General features: G+C 72.7%; 11 protein-coding genes. All 11 read left to right on the top strand.

Going from position 1 to position 16,134, the window contains the following annotated elements:
* Nucleotides 1–18: 18 nt before the first annotated feature.
* The 11 genes from ACZ4VT_RS10725 to ACZ4VT_RS10775 all read left to right on the top strand — a co-directional run bounded on the left by ACZ4VT_RS10725 (nucleotide 19) and on the right by ACZ4VT_RS10775 (nucleotide 15,949).
* The gene (locus tag ACZ4VT_RS10725) at nucleotides 19–7,452 is read left to right on the top strand and encodes an SDR family NAD(P)-dependent oxidoreductase (protein ID WP_467948390.1); all 7,434 of its coding nucleotides are present in this window, start codon (nucleotides 19–21) and stop codon (nucleotides 7,450–7,452) included.
* Nucleotides 7,453–7,525: 73 nt separating this feature from the next.
* Nucleotides 7,526–7,741: an MbtH family protein gene (locus ACZ4VT_RS10730; RefSeq protein WP_362804410.1), complete on the top strand. Its 216-nt coding sequence runs from the start codon at nucleotides 7,526–7,528 to the stop codon at nucleotides 7,739–7,741.
* On the top strand, nucleotides 7,738–8,946 hold the full coding sequence (locus tag ACZ4VT_RS10735; protein ID WP_467948392.1) for a cytochrome P450: 1,209 nt from the start codon (nucleotides 7,738–7,740) through the stop codon (nucleotides 8,944–8,946). The genes ACZ4VT_RS10730 and ACZ4VT_RS10735 overlap by 4 nt, the downstream gene beginning before the upstream one ends.
* 25 nt (nucleotides 8,947–8,971) lie before the next feature.
* A complete protein-coding gene (hisC, locus tag ACZ4VT_RS10740) occupies nucleotides 8,972–10,081 on the top strand; it encodes a histidinol-phosphate transaminase (protein ID WP_467948394.1) in 1,110 nt (369 codons plus the stop codon).
* On the top strand, nucleotides 10,078–10,599 hold the full coding sequence (locus ACZ4VT_RS10745) for a flavin reductase family protein (protein ID WP_467948396.1): 522 nt from the start codon (nucleotides 10,078–10,080) through the stop codon (nucleotides 10,597–10,599). Before hisC ends, ACZ4VT_RS10745 begins: the two co-directional genes overlap by 4 nt.
* Nucleotides 10,596–11,807 (top strand): enoyl-[acyl-carrier-protein] reductase FabV, encoded by a 1,212-nt coding sequence (gene fabV / locus ACZ4VT_RS10750; protein WP_467948398.1) that lies wholly within the window; start codon nucleotides 10,596–10,598, stop codon nucleotides 11,805–11,807. The genes ACZ4VT_RS10745 and fabV overlap by 4 nt, the downstream gene beginning before the upstream one ends.
* A complete protein-coding gene (locus ACZ4VT_RS10755) occupies nucleotides 11,804–12,304 on the top strand; it encodes a hypothetical protein (protein WP_467948400.1) in 501 nt (166 codons plus the stop codon). The genes fabV and ACZ4VT_RS10755 overlap by 4 nt, the downstream gene beginning before the upstream one ends.
* Nucleotides 12,305–12,602: 298 nt before the next feature.
* The gene (locus tag ACZ4VT_RS10760; protein ID WP_362804392.1) at nucleotides 12,603–13,133 is read left to right on the top strand and encodes a toxin-antitoxin system HicB family antitoxin; all 531 of its coding nucleotides are present in this window, start codon (nucleotides 12,603–12,605) and stop codon (nucleotides 13,131–13,133) included.
* A gap of 114 nt (nucleotides 13,134–13,247) precedes the next feature.
* Complete coding sequence (locus tag ACZ4VT_RS10765; protein WP_030715720.1) at nucleotides 13,248–14,096, top strand: DUF4097 family beta strand repeat-containing protein; 849 nt, start codon at nucleotides 13,248–13,250, stop codon at nucleotides 14,094–14,096.
* Between the two features lie 45 nt (nucleotides 14,097–14,141).
* Nucleotides 14,142–15,155 (top strand): ATP-binding cassette domain-containing protein, encoded by a 1,014-nt coding sequence (locus ACZ4VT_RS10770; RefSeq protein ID WP_467948401.1) that lies wholly within the window; start codon nucleotides 14,142–14,144, stop codon nucleotides 15,153–15,155.
* Nucleotides 15,152–15,949 carry an ABC transporter permease gene (locus ACZ4VT_RS10775; RefSeq protein ID WP_362804383.1) on the top strand — a complete coding sequence of 266 codons (798 nt, stop codon included), beginning with the start codon at nucleotides 15,152–15,154 and terminating at the stop codon, nucleotides 15,947–15,949. Before ACZ4VT_RS10770 ends, ACZ4VT_RS10775 begins: the two co-directional genes overlap by 4 nt.
* The last annotated feature ends 185 nt before the right edge of the window (nucleotides 15,950–16,134 follow it).

A 16,134-nucleotide genomic window follows, 5' to 3' on the forward strand; every position in this document is an offset into this window, starting at 1 on the left:
TCGCCAAGGAGTACACCCATGTCGTCAGCTTCCACGAGCGAGACGCAGGAGCCCGCCACCGATGTGCGGACGGCCCCCGAAGAGGCGGCCGGCGTCCTGGAGTTCCCGGCCACCTACGCCCAGCAGGGACTGTGGTTCTTCTACTGCCTGAGCCCGCAGAGCGCCTTCTACAACGTGTCGATGGTGCACCGGCTCACCGGTGAGCTGGACACCGCCGTGCTCCGGCAGGCACTGAACGACGTCGTCCGGCGCCACGAGGCACTGCGCACCACCTTCCGCGAGAACGATGGGGAACTGCGCCAGGTCGTCGCCGACGCCGTGGACATCGAACTCTCCGTGCACGAGGCCGCCGGCTCCGGGGACGACGGGAGCGCCCCGCACGAGGCGCCCGCGGTGCGCGAGCAGCTCACCGGACTCATCCAGGCCCCCTTCGACCTGGAGAACGGCCCGCTGCTGCGCGCCGCCCTGGTGCGCAGCGCCCCCGGAGACCACCTCCTGGTCCTGTCGATGCACCACATCGTCGTGGACGGCTGGTCCCTGGGCATCTTCCTGAAGGAGCTGGCCGAGGCCTACAACGCCCGCCGGGCAGGGGAGTCCCCGCGGCTGCCGGAGCTGTCCATCCAGTACGGCGACTACGCGGAATGGCAGACCGAACAGCTGCGCGGCCAGGCGCTGGAGGACGGTCTGGACTACTGGCGCACGCAACTGGGCGGCGACCTGCCCGAACTGCGGCTCGCCACCGACCGGCCCCGCCCCGAGACCCGCTCGTTCGGCGGCGCCCGCTTCGACTTCACCTTCGACGAGGAGATCACCCGGCGCCTGAAGGAGATGTGCCGGGCCCAGGGCGTCACCCTGTACATGGCGCTGTTCGCCGGTGTCTCCACGATGCTCCACCACTACACCGGACAGGACGACTTCGTCCTCGGCACCCCGATGGCCGGGCGCGACGACGCCCAGACCCAGCCGCTCATCGGCTCCTTCGTCAACACCCTGCCGATGCGCGCGGACCTCTCGGGCAACCCGTCCTTCACCGGACTCCTGGGCCGCGTACGCGAGATGAGCCAGGGCGCCTACGCCCACGACGACATCCCGTTCGAGAAGATCGTCGAAGACGTCGCACCACAGCGGGGCATCGGTGCCAACCCGCTGTTCCAGGTGACCTTCGCGCTGCAGAACTACGAGCTCGGCGGCTTCGGTCTGGAAGGCGTGCGCGCCGAGCGGATCGCCGTCGAGGAGGGCACCGCCCGCTTCGACCTGGAGGTCCACTGCTGGGACGACCCGGACCGGCTGCGCGGCTCCTTCGTCTACAGCACCGACCTGTTCGACCGCGTCACCATGGAGCGCATGGCCGCGCACCTCACCCGGGTGCTCGAAGAGGCGCTGGCGGACCCCTCCCGCCGCGTCGGGGAACTGTCCCTCCTCACGGACGACGACCGCCGGGTCCTGGACGCGGTCGGCAGCCCCGCGGCCGCACCCCGGTCCGACGTCGCCACCGTGCCGGGCCTCTTCGCCGCCCAGGTGGCGGCCCGCCCCGACGCCACGGCCGTACGAGTCCCCGGCGCCGTCCTGTCCTACGCGGAGCTCGCCACGCGCGCGGGCACCGTGGCGGCGCGGCTGCGCGCCGCCGGACTCGCCCCCGGCGCGCGGGTCGGCGTACACCTCGACGGAGCCGTCGACGAACTGGTCGCCACCCTCGCCGTCCTGGAAACGGGGGGCGTCTGCGTGCCCCTGAACCCGTCCGACGACCCGGCACTGCTGCGCCGCACGGTCCGCCGTACGGGGCTCGGCCTGCTGCTCACCCGTGGTGCGGACGGCGACTGGGCCGAAGGCCTCACCGCAGTCGACCCGGGCACCGTCGACCCGGGTGCCACTGGCCCGGGCGCCACCGGCCCGGGCGCCACCGGCCCGGGCGCAGCCGACCCGCGCGGGGCGGAGGCGCCCGCGCCGCCCGCCGGTTCCGAGCCCGCCCTCCTGCTGGACGTGCCGGGCGGCCCCCTCGTCCTCGACCACGCGGGGCTCGCCGACCGGCTGGCACGGCTCGCCGGGCTGGCCGCCCTGACCGCCGGCGACGTCGTCGCCCGGCACGCGCCCTGGGGCCAGGAACGCGCCGTGTGGGAGGCGCTGCTTCCGGTCTGCCACGGTGCGAGCCTGGCAGCCGCCGACGGCCGCGTCACCCCCGAGGGCGCCACCGTCGTGATCGCCGCCGACTCCGACCTGACCGGCCTCCTCACCGCGGACGCCCCGGCCCCCTCACCGCGGGCCCTGCTGTGCCTGCCCTCCACGGCGTCGCCCGCCCTGGCCCACCGCTGCCACGACCGCTTCGGGACGGCGCCGCGCTGGGTGTACGCCACCCCGCAGACCGGGCCCACCGGTGTCGCCGACCCCGCCCCGGCGGACCCGGCCCTCCTGTTCACTCCGCTGCGCCCGGTCCGGCTGCTGAACGCGCACGGCGCCCCCGTCCCGGTCGGTGTCCCCGCCGGCGTGCACGCCGCCGGTCCCGGCCTGGCCCACCGCGCCGCCGGCAACGGCCCGGTGACGTGGGCCGCCTGCGGTGACAGCGGCAGGATCACCGCCGACGGGAAGCTCGAACTCCTCGGCCGCCTCCCGGGGACCGCCGTCGTGGCCGGGCTGCCCGTCGACATCGCCGAGGTGACCGCGGCGATCCTGGCCGAGCCGGCGATCGCCGGCTGCGCGGTCGTCGAGCGCCGCTCCACCGCCGGACACACCGAGCTGGTCGCCTACGCCGTCCGCTCGGGACAGGTGACGTCGCAGCGCGTCGCGCAGGCCGCGCGTGCGGCCCTGCCCGGCGGCGCCGCCCTGGCCGCGGTCGTGTTCGTCACCGCCCTGCCCCGCACCCCCGGCGGCCGCGTGGACACCGCTGCGCTGGGCGAGCTGCCCGTCCTCGACGACGAGCTGGCCGGCGCCTGGGAACAGGCGCTCGCCGAGCGGGGTGTCCCGGCCGCGGTCGTGGTCGCGGAGAGCGACCCGGCGCCTGCCGCCGACGACTTCGTCAACCTGCGGACCCTTCCCCGCGACACCACCGTCGAGGAGACCCCGGCCGCCGGCGAAGGCGGCGCCGGGTACCCGGACGTGCCGGCGATCAGCAGCGGCGGGCCCGCGCTGGACCCCGGCGCCGCCAACCTGGCCGAGGTGCTCCGCCGGGTCGCCGCCGACCCGGCCTCCGGAGACATCGTCTACGTCGCCCCCGACGGGACCGAGCACCGGCAGTCCTATGCCCGGCTGCGCGACGAGGCATCCCGGGTCCTGGGCGGACTGCGTGCCCTGGGCGCCCGTCCGGGCGACAAGGTGATCCTCCAGCTCGAGGACAACCGTGACTTCGTGACCGGCCTCTGGGCCTGTGTGCTGGGCGGATTCGTCAGCGTGCCGCTCGCCGTGTCGCCCACCTACGCGGAGGACACCGCCGCCACCAACAAGCTCGCCGGAGCCTGGGCGCTGCTGTCCGGGCCCTTGCTGCTCACGGACCGCAGCCTCGCGGGCCCGCTGCGGGGCCTGGGGAGCCGGCTGGGCTGGAACGACCTCCGCCTCGCCGTACTCGACGACCTGCGCGAGGCTCCGGAGGCCACCGACTGGCACGAATCCCGGGCCGAGGACCTGGTCCTGCTCCTCCTCACCTCCGGCAGCACCGGCCGCCCCAAGGCGGTCGAGCTGCGCCACGGCAACGTCCTGACCCGCTCGGCGGCCGCCCGCCACGTCTACGAACTGACGCCGCGGGACGTCTCGTTCAACTGGATGCCCCTGGACCACGTCGGCGGCATCGTGATGTCCCACATCCGCGACGTATTCGTCGGCTGCCGGCAGATCCAGGCCCCCACCCAGTGGGTGCTCGCCGAACCGCTGCGCTGGATCGCCAAGATGGCCGAACACCGGGTGACGACCACATGGGCCCCGAACTTCGCCTTCGGCCTGATCGCCGAGCGCGCCGACCTGCTCGCCGGGCAGGACGGGGACCTGAGCGCCCTGCGCGTGATCATCAACGGTGGTGAGGCCATAGTCCCCCGGGTCACACGGCGTTTCATGAAGGCCCTGGCCCCGCTCGGACTGCCCTCCACCGCCATGCGCCCCGCGTGGGGCATGTCGGAGACGTCCTCGGGCGAGGTCGACGACCGCTTCGATCCGGAGGTCACCGGAGACGACGACCAGTTCGTCCGCGTCGGCGCTCCCTTCCCCGGCTTCACCATGCGGATCGTGGACGGGGACGACGCGGTCGTCCGCGAAGGGATGCCCGGCCGGCTCCAGGTCAAGGGCCCGGCCGTCACCTCCGGATACCACCTGAACCCCGAGCAGAACGCCAGTTCGTTCACGGAGGACGGCTGGTTCGAGACCGGAGACCTCGCCGTGCTGCGCGACGGCAAACTGACGATCACCGGCCGCGCCAAGGACGCCATCATCATCAACGGGCACAACTTCCACAGCCATGAGCTGGAGGAGTGCGTCGAGGAGCTCGACCAGGTCGAACGGTCCTTCACCGCGGCATGCGCGGTGCGCACCGCCGACAGTTCCACGGACGAGCTGGCCCTGTTCTTCAGCCTCGCCGACGGGGTGGCCGAGTCCGAGGCGATCCCCCTCGTCCGTGCCAAGCTCCTGCGCGAGACCGGCGCCAACGCCTCGTACCTGGTGCCCGTCACCCGGGACCGCATCCCCAAGACCGAGATCGGCAAGATCCAGCGCACCCTGCTGCGCGAGCGGTTCGAGGCCGGGGAGTTCGCGGCGGAGCTGCGGCGCACCGGAGCCGGGACGGACGACGACGCGACGCTGCCCAACTGGTTCCACCGGCCGGTGTGGCAGCGGGCCGCCGCCGGCCCCCGCGCCGTCACCCCCGACGCCGGCCACACCCTGCTCGTCGCCGACCGCCACGGGCTGGCGGACGCGCTGGCCGGCCTGTTGCGCGAGCGCGGCGAGCGCTGCACCGTCCTGCCCGCCGGTACGGCGTACGCTCCGGACACCCCGGCCGCCCAGGGCCGGTACGGCACCACCGACGCCGTCGACCGCGTCGTCCACCTCGCCGGCTGCGCCCCGTACCAGGAGCTGCCGACCAGCACGGAGGAGCTCGCCGCGGCCTACCGCGAGGGGCCGCTGGCCCTCGCGGAGCTCGTCGGCGCCCTGGTCCGGGCCAACCCCGGAGGCCGGCCGGTGGCCCTCACCGTGGTCGCCGCCCACAGCCAGTGGGTGCGCGAGGGCGACCGCGTGGTGCCCGAGCGGGCCGCCTCGGCAGGCGTGGTGAAGTCCGCCGGCCAGGAGTACGACTGGCTGCGGGCCACGCACCTCGACGTGGAGCCGCGGGAACCCGCCCAGTCGGCGCACCGGATCCTGGAGATCCTCGACGCCGCGGCCGACGACCCCGAGCAGGCACTGCGCGACGCGGAGCGCTGGGTGCGCCGCATCGAACGGCTTCCCGCGGCCCCGGCCGCGACCACCGGACTCCGCCGCGGCGAACTCGTCGTGGTCAGCGGCGGCCTGGGCGGCCTCGCCGCCGAGACCGCGGCCCACCTGCTGTCCGCGTACGGCGTACGACTGCTGCTGCTGGGGCGCACCCCCCTGCCGGCCGAGGAGGCCTGGGACGAGACCCTCGCATCCGGCGGGACGGCCGCCGAGCGGATCGCCGTCCTGCGGCGGCTGCGCGCCTTGGGCGACGTCCGGTACGCGGCCGCCGACGTCACCGACGAGGCAGCCGTCCGCACGGCCGTCCAGCAGGCCGAGGAGCACTTCGCGGCGCCGGCGACCACCGTGCTCCACCTCGCCGGCCACTTCCACGAGGCGCCGGTGACCGAGGCGGGCGAGGCCGACTGGGCGGAGGTCACCCGGGCCAAGGTGCTCGGCGCCGCCGTCCTGCACCACCTGGTCAAGGACCGGCCGGGCGCCCGCTTCCTGTCCTACTCCTCGGTCAACGGCTTCTTCGGCGGCGCCAACGTCGCCGGCTACGCCGCCGCCAACGCCTTCCTGGACGCGCTGGCCGTCCACCAGTCCACCGCGCACGGCATGCGCGCCCAGAGCCTGGGCTGGACCATGTGGGACGAACTGGGCCTCAGCCACGGCTACGCCCTGAAGGCCCTGACCGAGGCCCGCGGATACCGCGTCCTCGCCCCCGAGCAGGGCGTCGCCTCCCTCGACGTCGCCCTGCGGCACGCCACTCCGCAGGTGCTGATCGGCGTGGACCACACCGCGCCGTGGCCGGCCGGCCGGCTGCTGACCCCCGCCGCGGCGCTGCACCGGCTGGTCGGCTACCGCACCGACGGGTCCGCCGGCGAAGGCCGGGGCGCCCTCGCCCTGCCCGACCGCTACGGAACCCTCACGCACTGCGAATTCACCGCGGTCACCGAACTGCCCCGCACCGAGAGCGGAGAGATCGACCGCCGGCGCCTCGCCGAGGCGGGCGGCGCCGGTGCCACGGCCGCAGCGGCCGACGACCGACCGCGCAGCGCGGCCGAACAGGCCATCGCCGCCATCTGGTGCGATCTGCTGGGCCTCGGCGAGGTCGGCGTCCACGACAACTTCTTCGACATCGGCGGGCACTCGCTGCGCGCGGCCATGCTGCTCAGCCGGCTCCGTGCCGAGCTCGGCGTGGACCTGACGATCGCCTCGCTCTTCGAGAACCCCACGATCGCGGGCCTGGCCCGGCAGCTCGATCCGATGACGGCACAGGACCCGCTGGCCGTGGTGCTGCCGCTGCGCCGCGAGGGCGACGCCGCCCCCCTGTTCTGCCTGCACCCCGGCGGCGGCATCAGCTGGTGTTACTCCGGGCTGCTCGGCGGCCTGCCGGACCGGCACCCGGTCTACGGCATCCAGGCCCGTGGGCTGAACGGCGAGGAGCCGCTGCCGGCGACGCTGGACGAGATGGTCGACGACTACCTGGCGCAGGTGCGCGAGATCCGGCCGGCCGGCCCCTACCACTTCCTCGGCTGGTCGTTCGGCGGTGTGATCGCCCACGCCATGGCGACCAGGCTGACCGCCGAGGGCCACCAGGTCGGCGTACTGGCCATGATCGACGCCTGGCCGGCCGACCCGGAGCTCGACCCGGAATTCGGTGACGACCTGAACGTCGAGAAGGAGATGCTCGGCGCCCTGCTCGCCGACGCCGGATACGAGGGCCCCGTCCACGAGGAACTGACCCGCACCGAGGCGCTTCGAATCCTGCGCAGCGAGGGCAGCCCCCTGGGCAGCCTCACGGAGGAGAGCATCACCTCGCTCGTCGCGATCGCCGCGAACAACATCAAGCTGCGCGCCTGCGAACTCACCCCGTACGAAGGCGACCTGCTCCTCTTCCACGCGGACGGGGACGACCGCGACGTGGACGCGGTGACGCGCAGCTGGCGGAGGTTCAGCACCGGCCGGATCGAGGACCGCCCGATGCCCTACGGGCACAACAGCATCATCCACCCCAAGCCGCTGGCCGAGATCGGCGCGGCCGTCGGCGAGCGGATGGCGGACGGATGACCGGCAGCGAAGACAAGAAGCGACACGCCACACCCGGCCCTCCCGGGCCGCACGACACCCTGCGGAGACGACCGTGACCCATCCGTTCGACGACCCGGACGGCAGCTACCGCGTGCTGGCCAACCACGAGGGCCAGCACTGCCTCTGGCCGCAGACGCTGGACGTCCCCCAGGGCTGGGACACCCTGCGGGAGGCGGGCACCCGGCAGGAGTGCCTCGACTTCATCACCGGCAACTGGACCGACCTGCGTCCGGTGAGCGTGGCGGCCGCAGAGGACGGCGGCAGGTGAGCGGCGACCGGACGCCCGTCGGCGTCGACCTGCTGAACCCCGACGTCTACGCGGTGGACGACCAGCCCCGGCTGTGGCGGCGACTGCAGAACGAGAGCCCGGTCGGCTGGCACGAACCCACCCCCGGCGTCCCCGGGTTCTGGGTGCTGTCCCGGTACGCGGACATCATGGAGGTGTTCAAGGACACCACCACCTTCAGCTCGGCCCGCGGCAACATCCTGGGCACCCTGCTGGCCGGCGGCGACCCCGCCGGCGGGCAGATGCTGGCCGTCACCGACCCGCCGCGCCACCGGGACCTGCGCCGCATCCTCCAGGGCGGCTTCTCTGCACGGTCGATGCGCCGTATCGCCGACAGCGTCCGAACGGTCGCGCGGCGGCTGGTCGCGGAGGCCGTCGAACGCGGCGGCTGCGACTTCGTGGCGGACATCGCGGCGCGCATCCCGCTGGAGGCGATCTGCGAACTGCTCGCCGTCCCCGTCGAGGACCGGCCGCGCATGCTGGAGCTCACCTCGGCGGCGCTCGACGCGGACAGCACGCCGATGGAGGCCGCCAGGGCGCAGAGCGACATCATGAACTATTACGCGAAGCTCGTGCCCGAGCGCCGGGCGAACCCGCAGGACGACGCCGTGAGCATGCTCGCGAACGGCACGCTCGACGGGCGGCCGCTGAGCGAGGTCGAGGTCTTCCTCAACTGCTACAACCTCATCATCGGCGGCGACGAGACCACCCGCTTCTCGGGCGCGGGCGGCCTGCTCGCCCTGATCGAGCACCCGGACCAGTGGCGGGTGCTCAAGGAGCGGCCCGACGTCATCGACAGCGCCGTGGAGGAGATCGTCCGCTGGACCTCGCCCGCGCTGCACATCGCGCGGGTGGCGACGGCCGACACCACCGTCCGGGGGTCCCGGATCGCCGCGGGCGACATCGTCACCCTGTGGATCGGCGCGGCCAACCGGGACGAGGAGGTGTTCGAGGACCCCTACGCCTTCGACCTCGCCCGCACGCCCAACAAGCACATGGCGTACGGCTTCGGACCGCATTTCTGCCTGGGCGGCGCGCTCGCCCGGATCGAGATGCAGATCCTCTTCGAGGAGATACGGGACCAGGTGGGCTCCGTCAGCCTGACCGGTGAGGTGGAGTACTCGCGGTCCAACTTCCTCACCGGCGTCAGCAGGCTGCCCGTCGCCTTCACCCCGAGCACCCCCTGATGTCCCCGACCACGGAAGAGGCATGATGCCGAGCACCACCGGCCCCCGACTGCGCCCGGCGCTGGACGCCGTCCCCGGCTACACACCGCCGCGGGTCCCCACCGGCACGGCACCGGTCCACCGGCTGGCCGCCAACGAGAACCCCTACCCGCCGCTGCCCGGTGTCCTGGAGCGGCTCGCGGCCACGGCCGGGCAGGTCAACCGGTATCCCGACATGGGGTGCCGCGAGCTGGCCGCCGAACTCGCCGCCCGGCTGGACGTCCCCGCCGCGCACATAGCGGTGGGCACCGGCTCGGTCGGCGTCACCCAGCAGCTGCTGCAGATCGCCGTCGGCCCGGGGGACGAAGTCCTCTTCGCCTGGCGATCCTTCGAGGCGTACCCGGTGATGACCCGGCTCGCCGGCGCCGTACCGGTTCAGGTGCCGCTGACGGGAGACGAACGCCACGACCTCCGGGCCATGGCCGAGGCCGTCACCGAGCGGACCCGGCTGATCATCGTCTGCAACCCCAACAACCCGACCGGCACCCTCGTGGGCCGCGCCGAGCTGGAGACGTTCCTGGACCGGGTGCCGGCGGACGTCCTGGTGGTCCTGGACGAGGCGTACGTCGAGTTCGCCGACGACCCCGACCACCCCGACGGCATCGGGTTCTACCGCGACCGCCCCAACGTCTGCGTGCTGCGCACGTTCTCCAAGGCCCACGGTCTGGCGGGCATGCGGGTCGGGTACGCCGTCGCGCACGAGCCGGTGGCCGCGGCCCTGCGCAAGGCCGCGGTCCCCTTCGGCGTGAGCCAGCTCGCCCAGGACGCGGCCGTCGCCTCGCTGCGCGCCGGATCCGCCCTGCGCGAGCGGGTCACCGCGGTGAAGGCCGAACGCGGCCGTGTGTCGGGGGAGCTGACGGCTCAGGGGTGGACCGTCGAGCCGGCGCACGCGAACTTCGTGTGGCTGCGCCTCGGCGAACACACCGCGGAGTTCGCCGACCTGTGCGCCGCGGCGGGCGTGTCCGTCATGGCGTTCCCCGGCGAAGGCGTCCGGGTCACCATCGGGGACCCCGCCTCCAACGACGCGTTCCTGCACTGCGCGTCGCGCTTCCGGACGGGGCGAGCGGCGGCGGGGGAGCAGCGGTGCCCCGCATGACCGCCACCCTGGCGAAGTCCCGTTTCAAGGACGTGATGGCGGGTGTGGGCGGCCCGGTGACGATCGTGACCGCCTTCGACGAAGGCGCCCCGCACGGGACCACCGTCACCGCGTTCGCCTCCCTCTCCCTCGACCCCCCGATGGTCACCGTCGCACTGAGCGAGAACTCGACTCTGCTCCCCAAGATCGTCCGCTCGGGGCGGTTCGGGGTGAACGTGCTGGCCGCGTCGCAGCAGGGACTGGCCGGCCGCTTCGCCCGCCCCGGGGTGGACCGCTTCGCCGGTGCGAATTGGCAGGACGACGACGGGCTGCCGCGGCTGGCCGGCTGCCTCGGATGGATCGCCTGCGACGTCACGCAGACGGTCCGGGGCGGCGACCACTTCCTGCTGCTCGGAGCGGTGAAGGACGCTCAACGCAGCGGGCCGGACACTCCTTTGATCTACGCGGACCGTGCCTTCGGTACACTTTTGCCCTGCCCTGAGACCATGCCCGCCGTCACGTCAAGGACTGTTTCATGAGCGAACGCGTCATCACCCCCCGCAATCGGGGATTCCTGTTCCTGGACTCGCACCCTGCCGGCTGCGTCCGTCTGGTGAACGACATGTGGCAGGCGGTCGGCGCCCGGCCCGCGGCTGCCCTTGCTGATGACGCGCCCGTGGCCCTGATCATAGGGTCGTCCTCCGGTTACGGACTGGCCGCCACCGTTGCCGGGCTCGCCCGCGCGGGCATCCGCGGTATCGGTGTCTCCTTCGAGAAGGCGCCGACCGAGCGCCGCACCGGCACCGCGGGGTGGTACCGCACCGCGGCGACCGCCGAACTGGCCCAGAACGCCGGACGGGAGATGCACTTCCTCAACGGCGACGCCTTCTCCGACGAGATGAAGGACCAGGTGGCCGACCTGGTGAAGCAGCGCTTCGGCCGGCTCGACCACCTGATCTACTCCGTGGCGGCCCCCCGGCGCACCGACCCCGAGACGGGAACCACCTTCTCCTCGTCCCTCAAGCCGATCGGCGCGACGGCGCGTACCAAGACCCTCGTCTTCGACGAGGACGGGAAGCCGGACGTCCGTGAGGTGTCGACCGAGCCGGCCGACGAAAACGAGATCGCGCAGACGATCGCCGTGATGGGCGGCACGGACTGGGCCCGGTGGGTGTCCCACCTGGCCGGCCGCGGACTGCTCGCCGACGGCTTCAGCACGGCGGCCCTCTCGTACATCGGCTCTTCGCTGACGGCCGACATCTACCGGGAAGGCACCATCGGAGCCGCCAAGGCCCACCTGGAGCAGACCGCCCGGGAGCTCGACATCCGACTGCGCGACCTCTGCGGGGGGCGCGCGGTGACCTCGGTCAACGGAGCCGCCGTCACCCAGTCGTCGACGGCCATTCCCGGCATCGCCCTGTACACGGGGCTGCTGCGGGGCGTCCTCGGGGACCGCATGGTCTCCCCGGTCGACCAGCTGGCGGAGCTGTGGGACCAGCTCACCGGTGTGCGGCCGCTCGTGACGGACGACGAGGGCCGGGTCCGGCTCGACACGTGGGAGCTCGCGCCCGAGGTGCAGGAGGCGGTCGCGGACCGCTGGCGGACCGCCACCACCGCGACCATCACGGACCTCGCCGACCTGGAGTGGTTCCGTGACAGCGTCCGGCAGCTGTACGGCTTCAGCGCCCCCGGCGTCGACTACCCCGCGCCCGTCGAGACCGAGGTCCCCTGGCCCGCCGGCCGATGAGCACCCCCTTCTCGTACGTACCCGCCCAGGATCCGCTGTTCGGTGAGGTCGATGTCGAACTCGACCACGACGGCGGGTGTCTCGTCGTGGACGGGGAGCGGGTCGTGCGGGTCGAGGTGAGGCGGGCCGCAGGTGCGTCGGTGGAGAGCCACGTGCCGATCGGGACGCGGGACCCGGATCACCTGTCGATGACCGTCGGCGGGGCGGAGGCGGCGTTGCGGCCCGCCAAGGGGTTCCTGACGCGGAAGTCCTACCGGGTGGATGTCGGCGCGTACCGGTTGGTCCCCGACTCGCTCGACGGGAGCAGGCTGCTGCGGGACGGAACGGTCCTCGGGGTCTTCTCGTCGAGCGGGGACGGCCGGGTGTCCGTCGAGTGGAAGGGCGAACCGGGGGCCGACGACGCGGCCGTCGGGTACGCGCTCGCCGCCGCGTTCGGGACGGGTGCCGAGCCGATGTGGAAGCTCACCCTGGACGCCCTGTTGGAGCTGTGGCCGTAGGGGAGTGTCCAGCCGATCGTGCGGGGGAGCCCCCGGCGTACCTGAACCTGTTTCGGGATGCGCCGGGGGCTTTGTCCTGTCGACGGGACGGGCCGTGGTGCGCCACGCGGAGGGGCCCGTACGTGGTGCCGCGTGGCGCCTCGTGGTGCCGGAGTGGCGCGGCCCCGGGGCGGTGGCGCCGTCTGGCTCAGGGTGGCGCAATGATGGCACCGCTCCTGACCTGCGGCTTTGTGAGTGGTGGCAGATGTGGCGCCAGATTGGCTCGCCATGGCGCCACGTGTGTGTCATGCTGTGGGACATGGACCTCACGCCCTATGTCGCCAGTCTTCGGCACGAGCTCGCGGTGGCCGCCGAAGCGGGTGGCGACGATGCCCGTGCTCTCGCCGAGCGCATCACCGCACCGCTAGAGTCGGCAGCCAGACTCACCCTCCTGAACGCCCTGTCGGATGCCATGGGCGAGGTCACCCGGGAGCTCGCTCCGGGCTCGGTGGACGTACGGCTGCGCGGGCTGGAGCCCGAGTTCGTCGTGACGGCGCCGCCGAAGGACGAGCCCTTCGTGGCGCAGGGCTACGAGGAAGCGCATGCCCTGCCCGCCGTGCCGATCGCGCCGGAAGGAGAGGACAGCAGTACCGCACGCATCAACCTCCGACTCCCCGGCCACGTCAAGGCACGCGCCGAGCAGGCGGCCGCGCGGGAGGGGCTGTCGCTCAACGCCTGGCTCGTCAGGGCCGTTTCGGGTGCGCTCGAGCCCGGCGGCGGACGGCAGGGTGACGCGCCGGCGCCGCAGCGGGGCGGTGGCAGGAAGAGCTTCACGGGCTGGGTGAGCTAGCCCCACAGCCCTACCGGAGCACTGTTTCGGCGTGCGAGGGGCCGATCACTCTCGCGTCAATCTTCACGTCCCCGGAGCGGGGGCGATCACCAGACTCACGAGGACGGGACAGTCATGCCTTCTTACGACACCAAGGGACCCATCACCGCGAACATCCACGTGGAGGTCGGTGTCGCCCGGATCAGTGCCGGGGACCGCACCGACGCGGTGGTCGAGATCCACCCGCGCACCGCCGGGGACAAGGACGACCAGCGCGCCGCCGACGAGACCAAGGTCGACTTCTCCGACGGCACGCTGACGGTCCGTACGCCGAAGGCGCGCGGGCTGTTCTCCGCCCGCGGTTCGGTCCTGGTCGAGGTCTCGCTGCCGCAGGGTTCGCGGCTCCTCGGGACGCTGGAGATGGGCGACATCAGCTGCAAGGGGACGCTGGGCGAGTGCGAGGTCCGCACCAGCGCCGGCGACATCCGGCTCGACCAGGCCGGTCCGGTGCGGCTGAAGACCCAGCACGGGGACGTGCAGCTCGACACGGCGACGGGCGACGTCGACGTCACCACAGGGTCGGGCGACGTGCGGGTCCGCACGATCGGCGGCGACGCCGACATCAAGAACTCCAACGGCAACACGTGGCTGGACGACGTGGCGGGCGATCTGCGGCTGAAGGTCGCCAATGGAAACATCACCGTCGGCCGGGCGCAAGGGTCGGTGACGTCAAAGAGCTCGAATGGCAACGTACGCATCGAGGAAGTGGCGCGCGGCACGGTCGAGCTTCAGACTAAGGCCGGCAACCTCGAAGTCGGGATTCGCCAGGGGACTGCCGCCTGGCTCGACATCAACTCCCAGTCCGGCACGGTCTACAGCACCCTCGGATCCGCCGAAGGCCCCACAGAGGGTGCGGAGACCGTCAAGGTGCACGCGAGGACCAGCCTCGGTGACATCACCATCCAGCGTGCGCACGGCGCCTGACGTCAGAGCTCTGCCTCGCAACAGCTACGAAATGGAGGGGGCACGATGAGTGCCGCGACCGAACAGATGGCCCCGCCCAAGGGGATCAGCGCAGTCGGCCTGCGCAAGTCGTACGGCGAGAAGGTCGTACTCGACGGGATTGACCTGCACGTGCAGGCGGGCACGATCTTCGCGCTGCTCGGTCCGAACGGCGCGGGGAAGACCACCACGGTCCAGATCCTCTCCACGCTCATCGCCGCCGACGGTGGCGAGGCGACCGTGGTGGGGCACTCGCTGGAGCGGAGCGCGGACGCCATCCGGGCCCGGATCGGTGTCACCGGCCAGTTCGCGGCGGTGGACGGGCTGCTGACCGCCGAGGAGAACATGCTCCTCATGGCGGACCTGCACCACCTCGACCGCGCGGAGGGCAAGCGCCGCACCGCCGAATTACTCCGGCAGTTCGAACTCACCGAGGTGGCCGGCAAGATGGCCTCCACCTTCTCCGGGGGCATGCGCCGCAAGCTGGACCTGGCGATGACCCTCGTCGGCAACCCGAGCCTGATCTTCCTCGACGAGCCGACCACCGGCCTCGACCCGCGCAGCCGCCGCACCATGTGGCACCTGATCCAGCAGCTCACCGCCCAGGGCGTGACCATCTTCCTCACCACGCAGTACCTGGAGGAGGCCGACCAGCTCGCCGACCGGATCGCCGTCCTCGACAAGGGCAAGATCGTCGCCGAGGGCACCGCGGACGAGCTCAAGCGCCGCATCCCCGGCGGGCACATCCGCCTCAGCTTCGCCGACGAGCACAGCCTCGACGCCGCCTCCCGCCGGCTCGGGCTCGACGAGGGCGCCCGCGACGAGGAGAAGCTCACCCTGCAGATCCCGAGCGACGGCAGCATCCCCGCGCTGCGCGCCGTGCTCGACCTGCTGGAGGGCGCCGGTGTCACGGCGGACGCGCTGACCGTCCACACGCCCGACCTGGACGACGTCTTCCTCGCCCTCACCGGTGACGGGTCGCGCCACCACGCGACCACCGTTCCCAGCCCCGCCAACACGGCGCAGGAGGCCCGCCGATGAGCACCACGTACGCGATGCGCGACTCGATGACGATGCTGCGCCGCAACCTCAAGCACGCACAGCGCTACCCCTCGATGACGATCTCGATCGTCGCGATGCCGATCCTGATGCTCCTGCTGTTCGTCTACGTCTTCGGCGGTGCGCTCGGCGCCGGCATCGAACTGCCCGGTGGCGGTACGGGTGACCGCGGCGACTACACCAACTTCGTGGCCCCCGGCATCCTCCTGATGGCGGCCACCGCCGGCGCGGTCTCGACGGCCGTGTCGGTCTGCACGGACATGACCGAAGGCATCATCAACCGCTTCCGGACCATGTCGATCGCGCGCTCCTCGGTGCTGACCGGGCACGTGGTGGGCAATGTCATCCAGACCATGATCAGCCTGGTCCTGGTCATCGCCGTCGCGCTCCTGGTGGGCTTCCGGCCCAACGCCACCGTCGTCGAGTGGATCGCCGCCCTCGGCATCCTGGCCCTGCTCGCCTTCGGCCTCAGCTGGCTGTCCGCGGCGATCGGTCTGGGCTCCAGCAGCGTGGAGGCGGCGAGCAACGCGCCCATGCCGCTGACCTTCCTGCCCTTCCTCGGCAGCGCCATCGTCCCGCCGGAGTCCATGCCGGTCGGACTGCGCTGGTTCGCCGAGTACCAGCCCTTCACCCCGATGACCGACACCCTCCGGGGCCTGCTCATGGGTACGGAGATCGGCAACAGCGCGTGGCTCGCGCTCGGCTGGGGCGTCGTCCTCAGCGTCCTCGGCTACTTCTGGGCCCGCTCCGCCTTCAACCGCGAGGCGAAGAGCTAACCGCCACACCGCACCACGCAAGAACCCGAACGGGGGGGGGGGGGGGGGGGGGGGGGGGGGGGGGGGGGGGGGGTGGGGGTTGTTGGTGGGGGGGGGGGGGGGGTGAGGGGGGGGGGGGGGGGGGGGGTGTGGGGGGGGTGGGGGGGGGGGGGGGAGGGGGGGGGGGGGGGGGTCTTTTTTTCCCC

This window comes from Streptomyces sp. NPDC029164 (assembly GCF_055563995.1).

Coding starts and splice junctions, on each gene's coding strand:
- ACZ4VT_RS10760 (WP_362804392.1), top strand. CDS start 12,603: ATGGACCTCACGCCCTATGTCGCCAGTCTTCGGCACGAGCTCGCGGTG.
- ACZ4VT_RS10755 (WP_467948400.1), top strand. CDS start 11,804: ATGAGCACCCCCTTCTCGTACGTACCCGCCCAGGATCCGCTGTTCGGT.
- ACZ4VT_RS10745 (WP_467948396.1), top strand. CDS start 10,078: ATGACCGCCACCCTGGCGAAGTCCCGTTTCAAGGACGTGATGGCGGGT.
- ACZ4VT_RS10775 (WP_362804383.1), top strand. CDS start 15,152: ATGAGCACCACGTACGCGATGCGCGACTCGATGACGATGCTGCGCCGC.
- fabV (WP_467948398.1), top strand. CDS start 10,596: ATGAGCGAACGCGTCATCACCCCCCGCAATCGGGGATTCCTGTTCCTG.
- ACZ4VT_RS10770 (WP_467948401.1), top strand. CDS start 14,142: ATGAGTGCCGCGACCGAACAGATGGCCCCGCCCAAGGGGATCAGCGCA.
- ACZ4VT_RS10765 (WP_030715720.1), top strand. CDS start 13,248: ATGCCTTCTTACGACACCAAGGGACCCATCACCGCGAACATCCACGTG.
- ACZ4VT_RS10725 (WP_467948390.1), top strand. CDS start 19: ATGTCGTCAGCTTCCACGAGCGAGACGCAGGAGCCCGCCACCGATGTG.
- hisC (WP_467948394.1), top strand. CDS start 8,972: ATGCCGAGCACCACCGGCCCCCGACTGCGCCCGGCGCTGGACGCCGTC.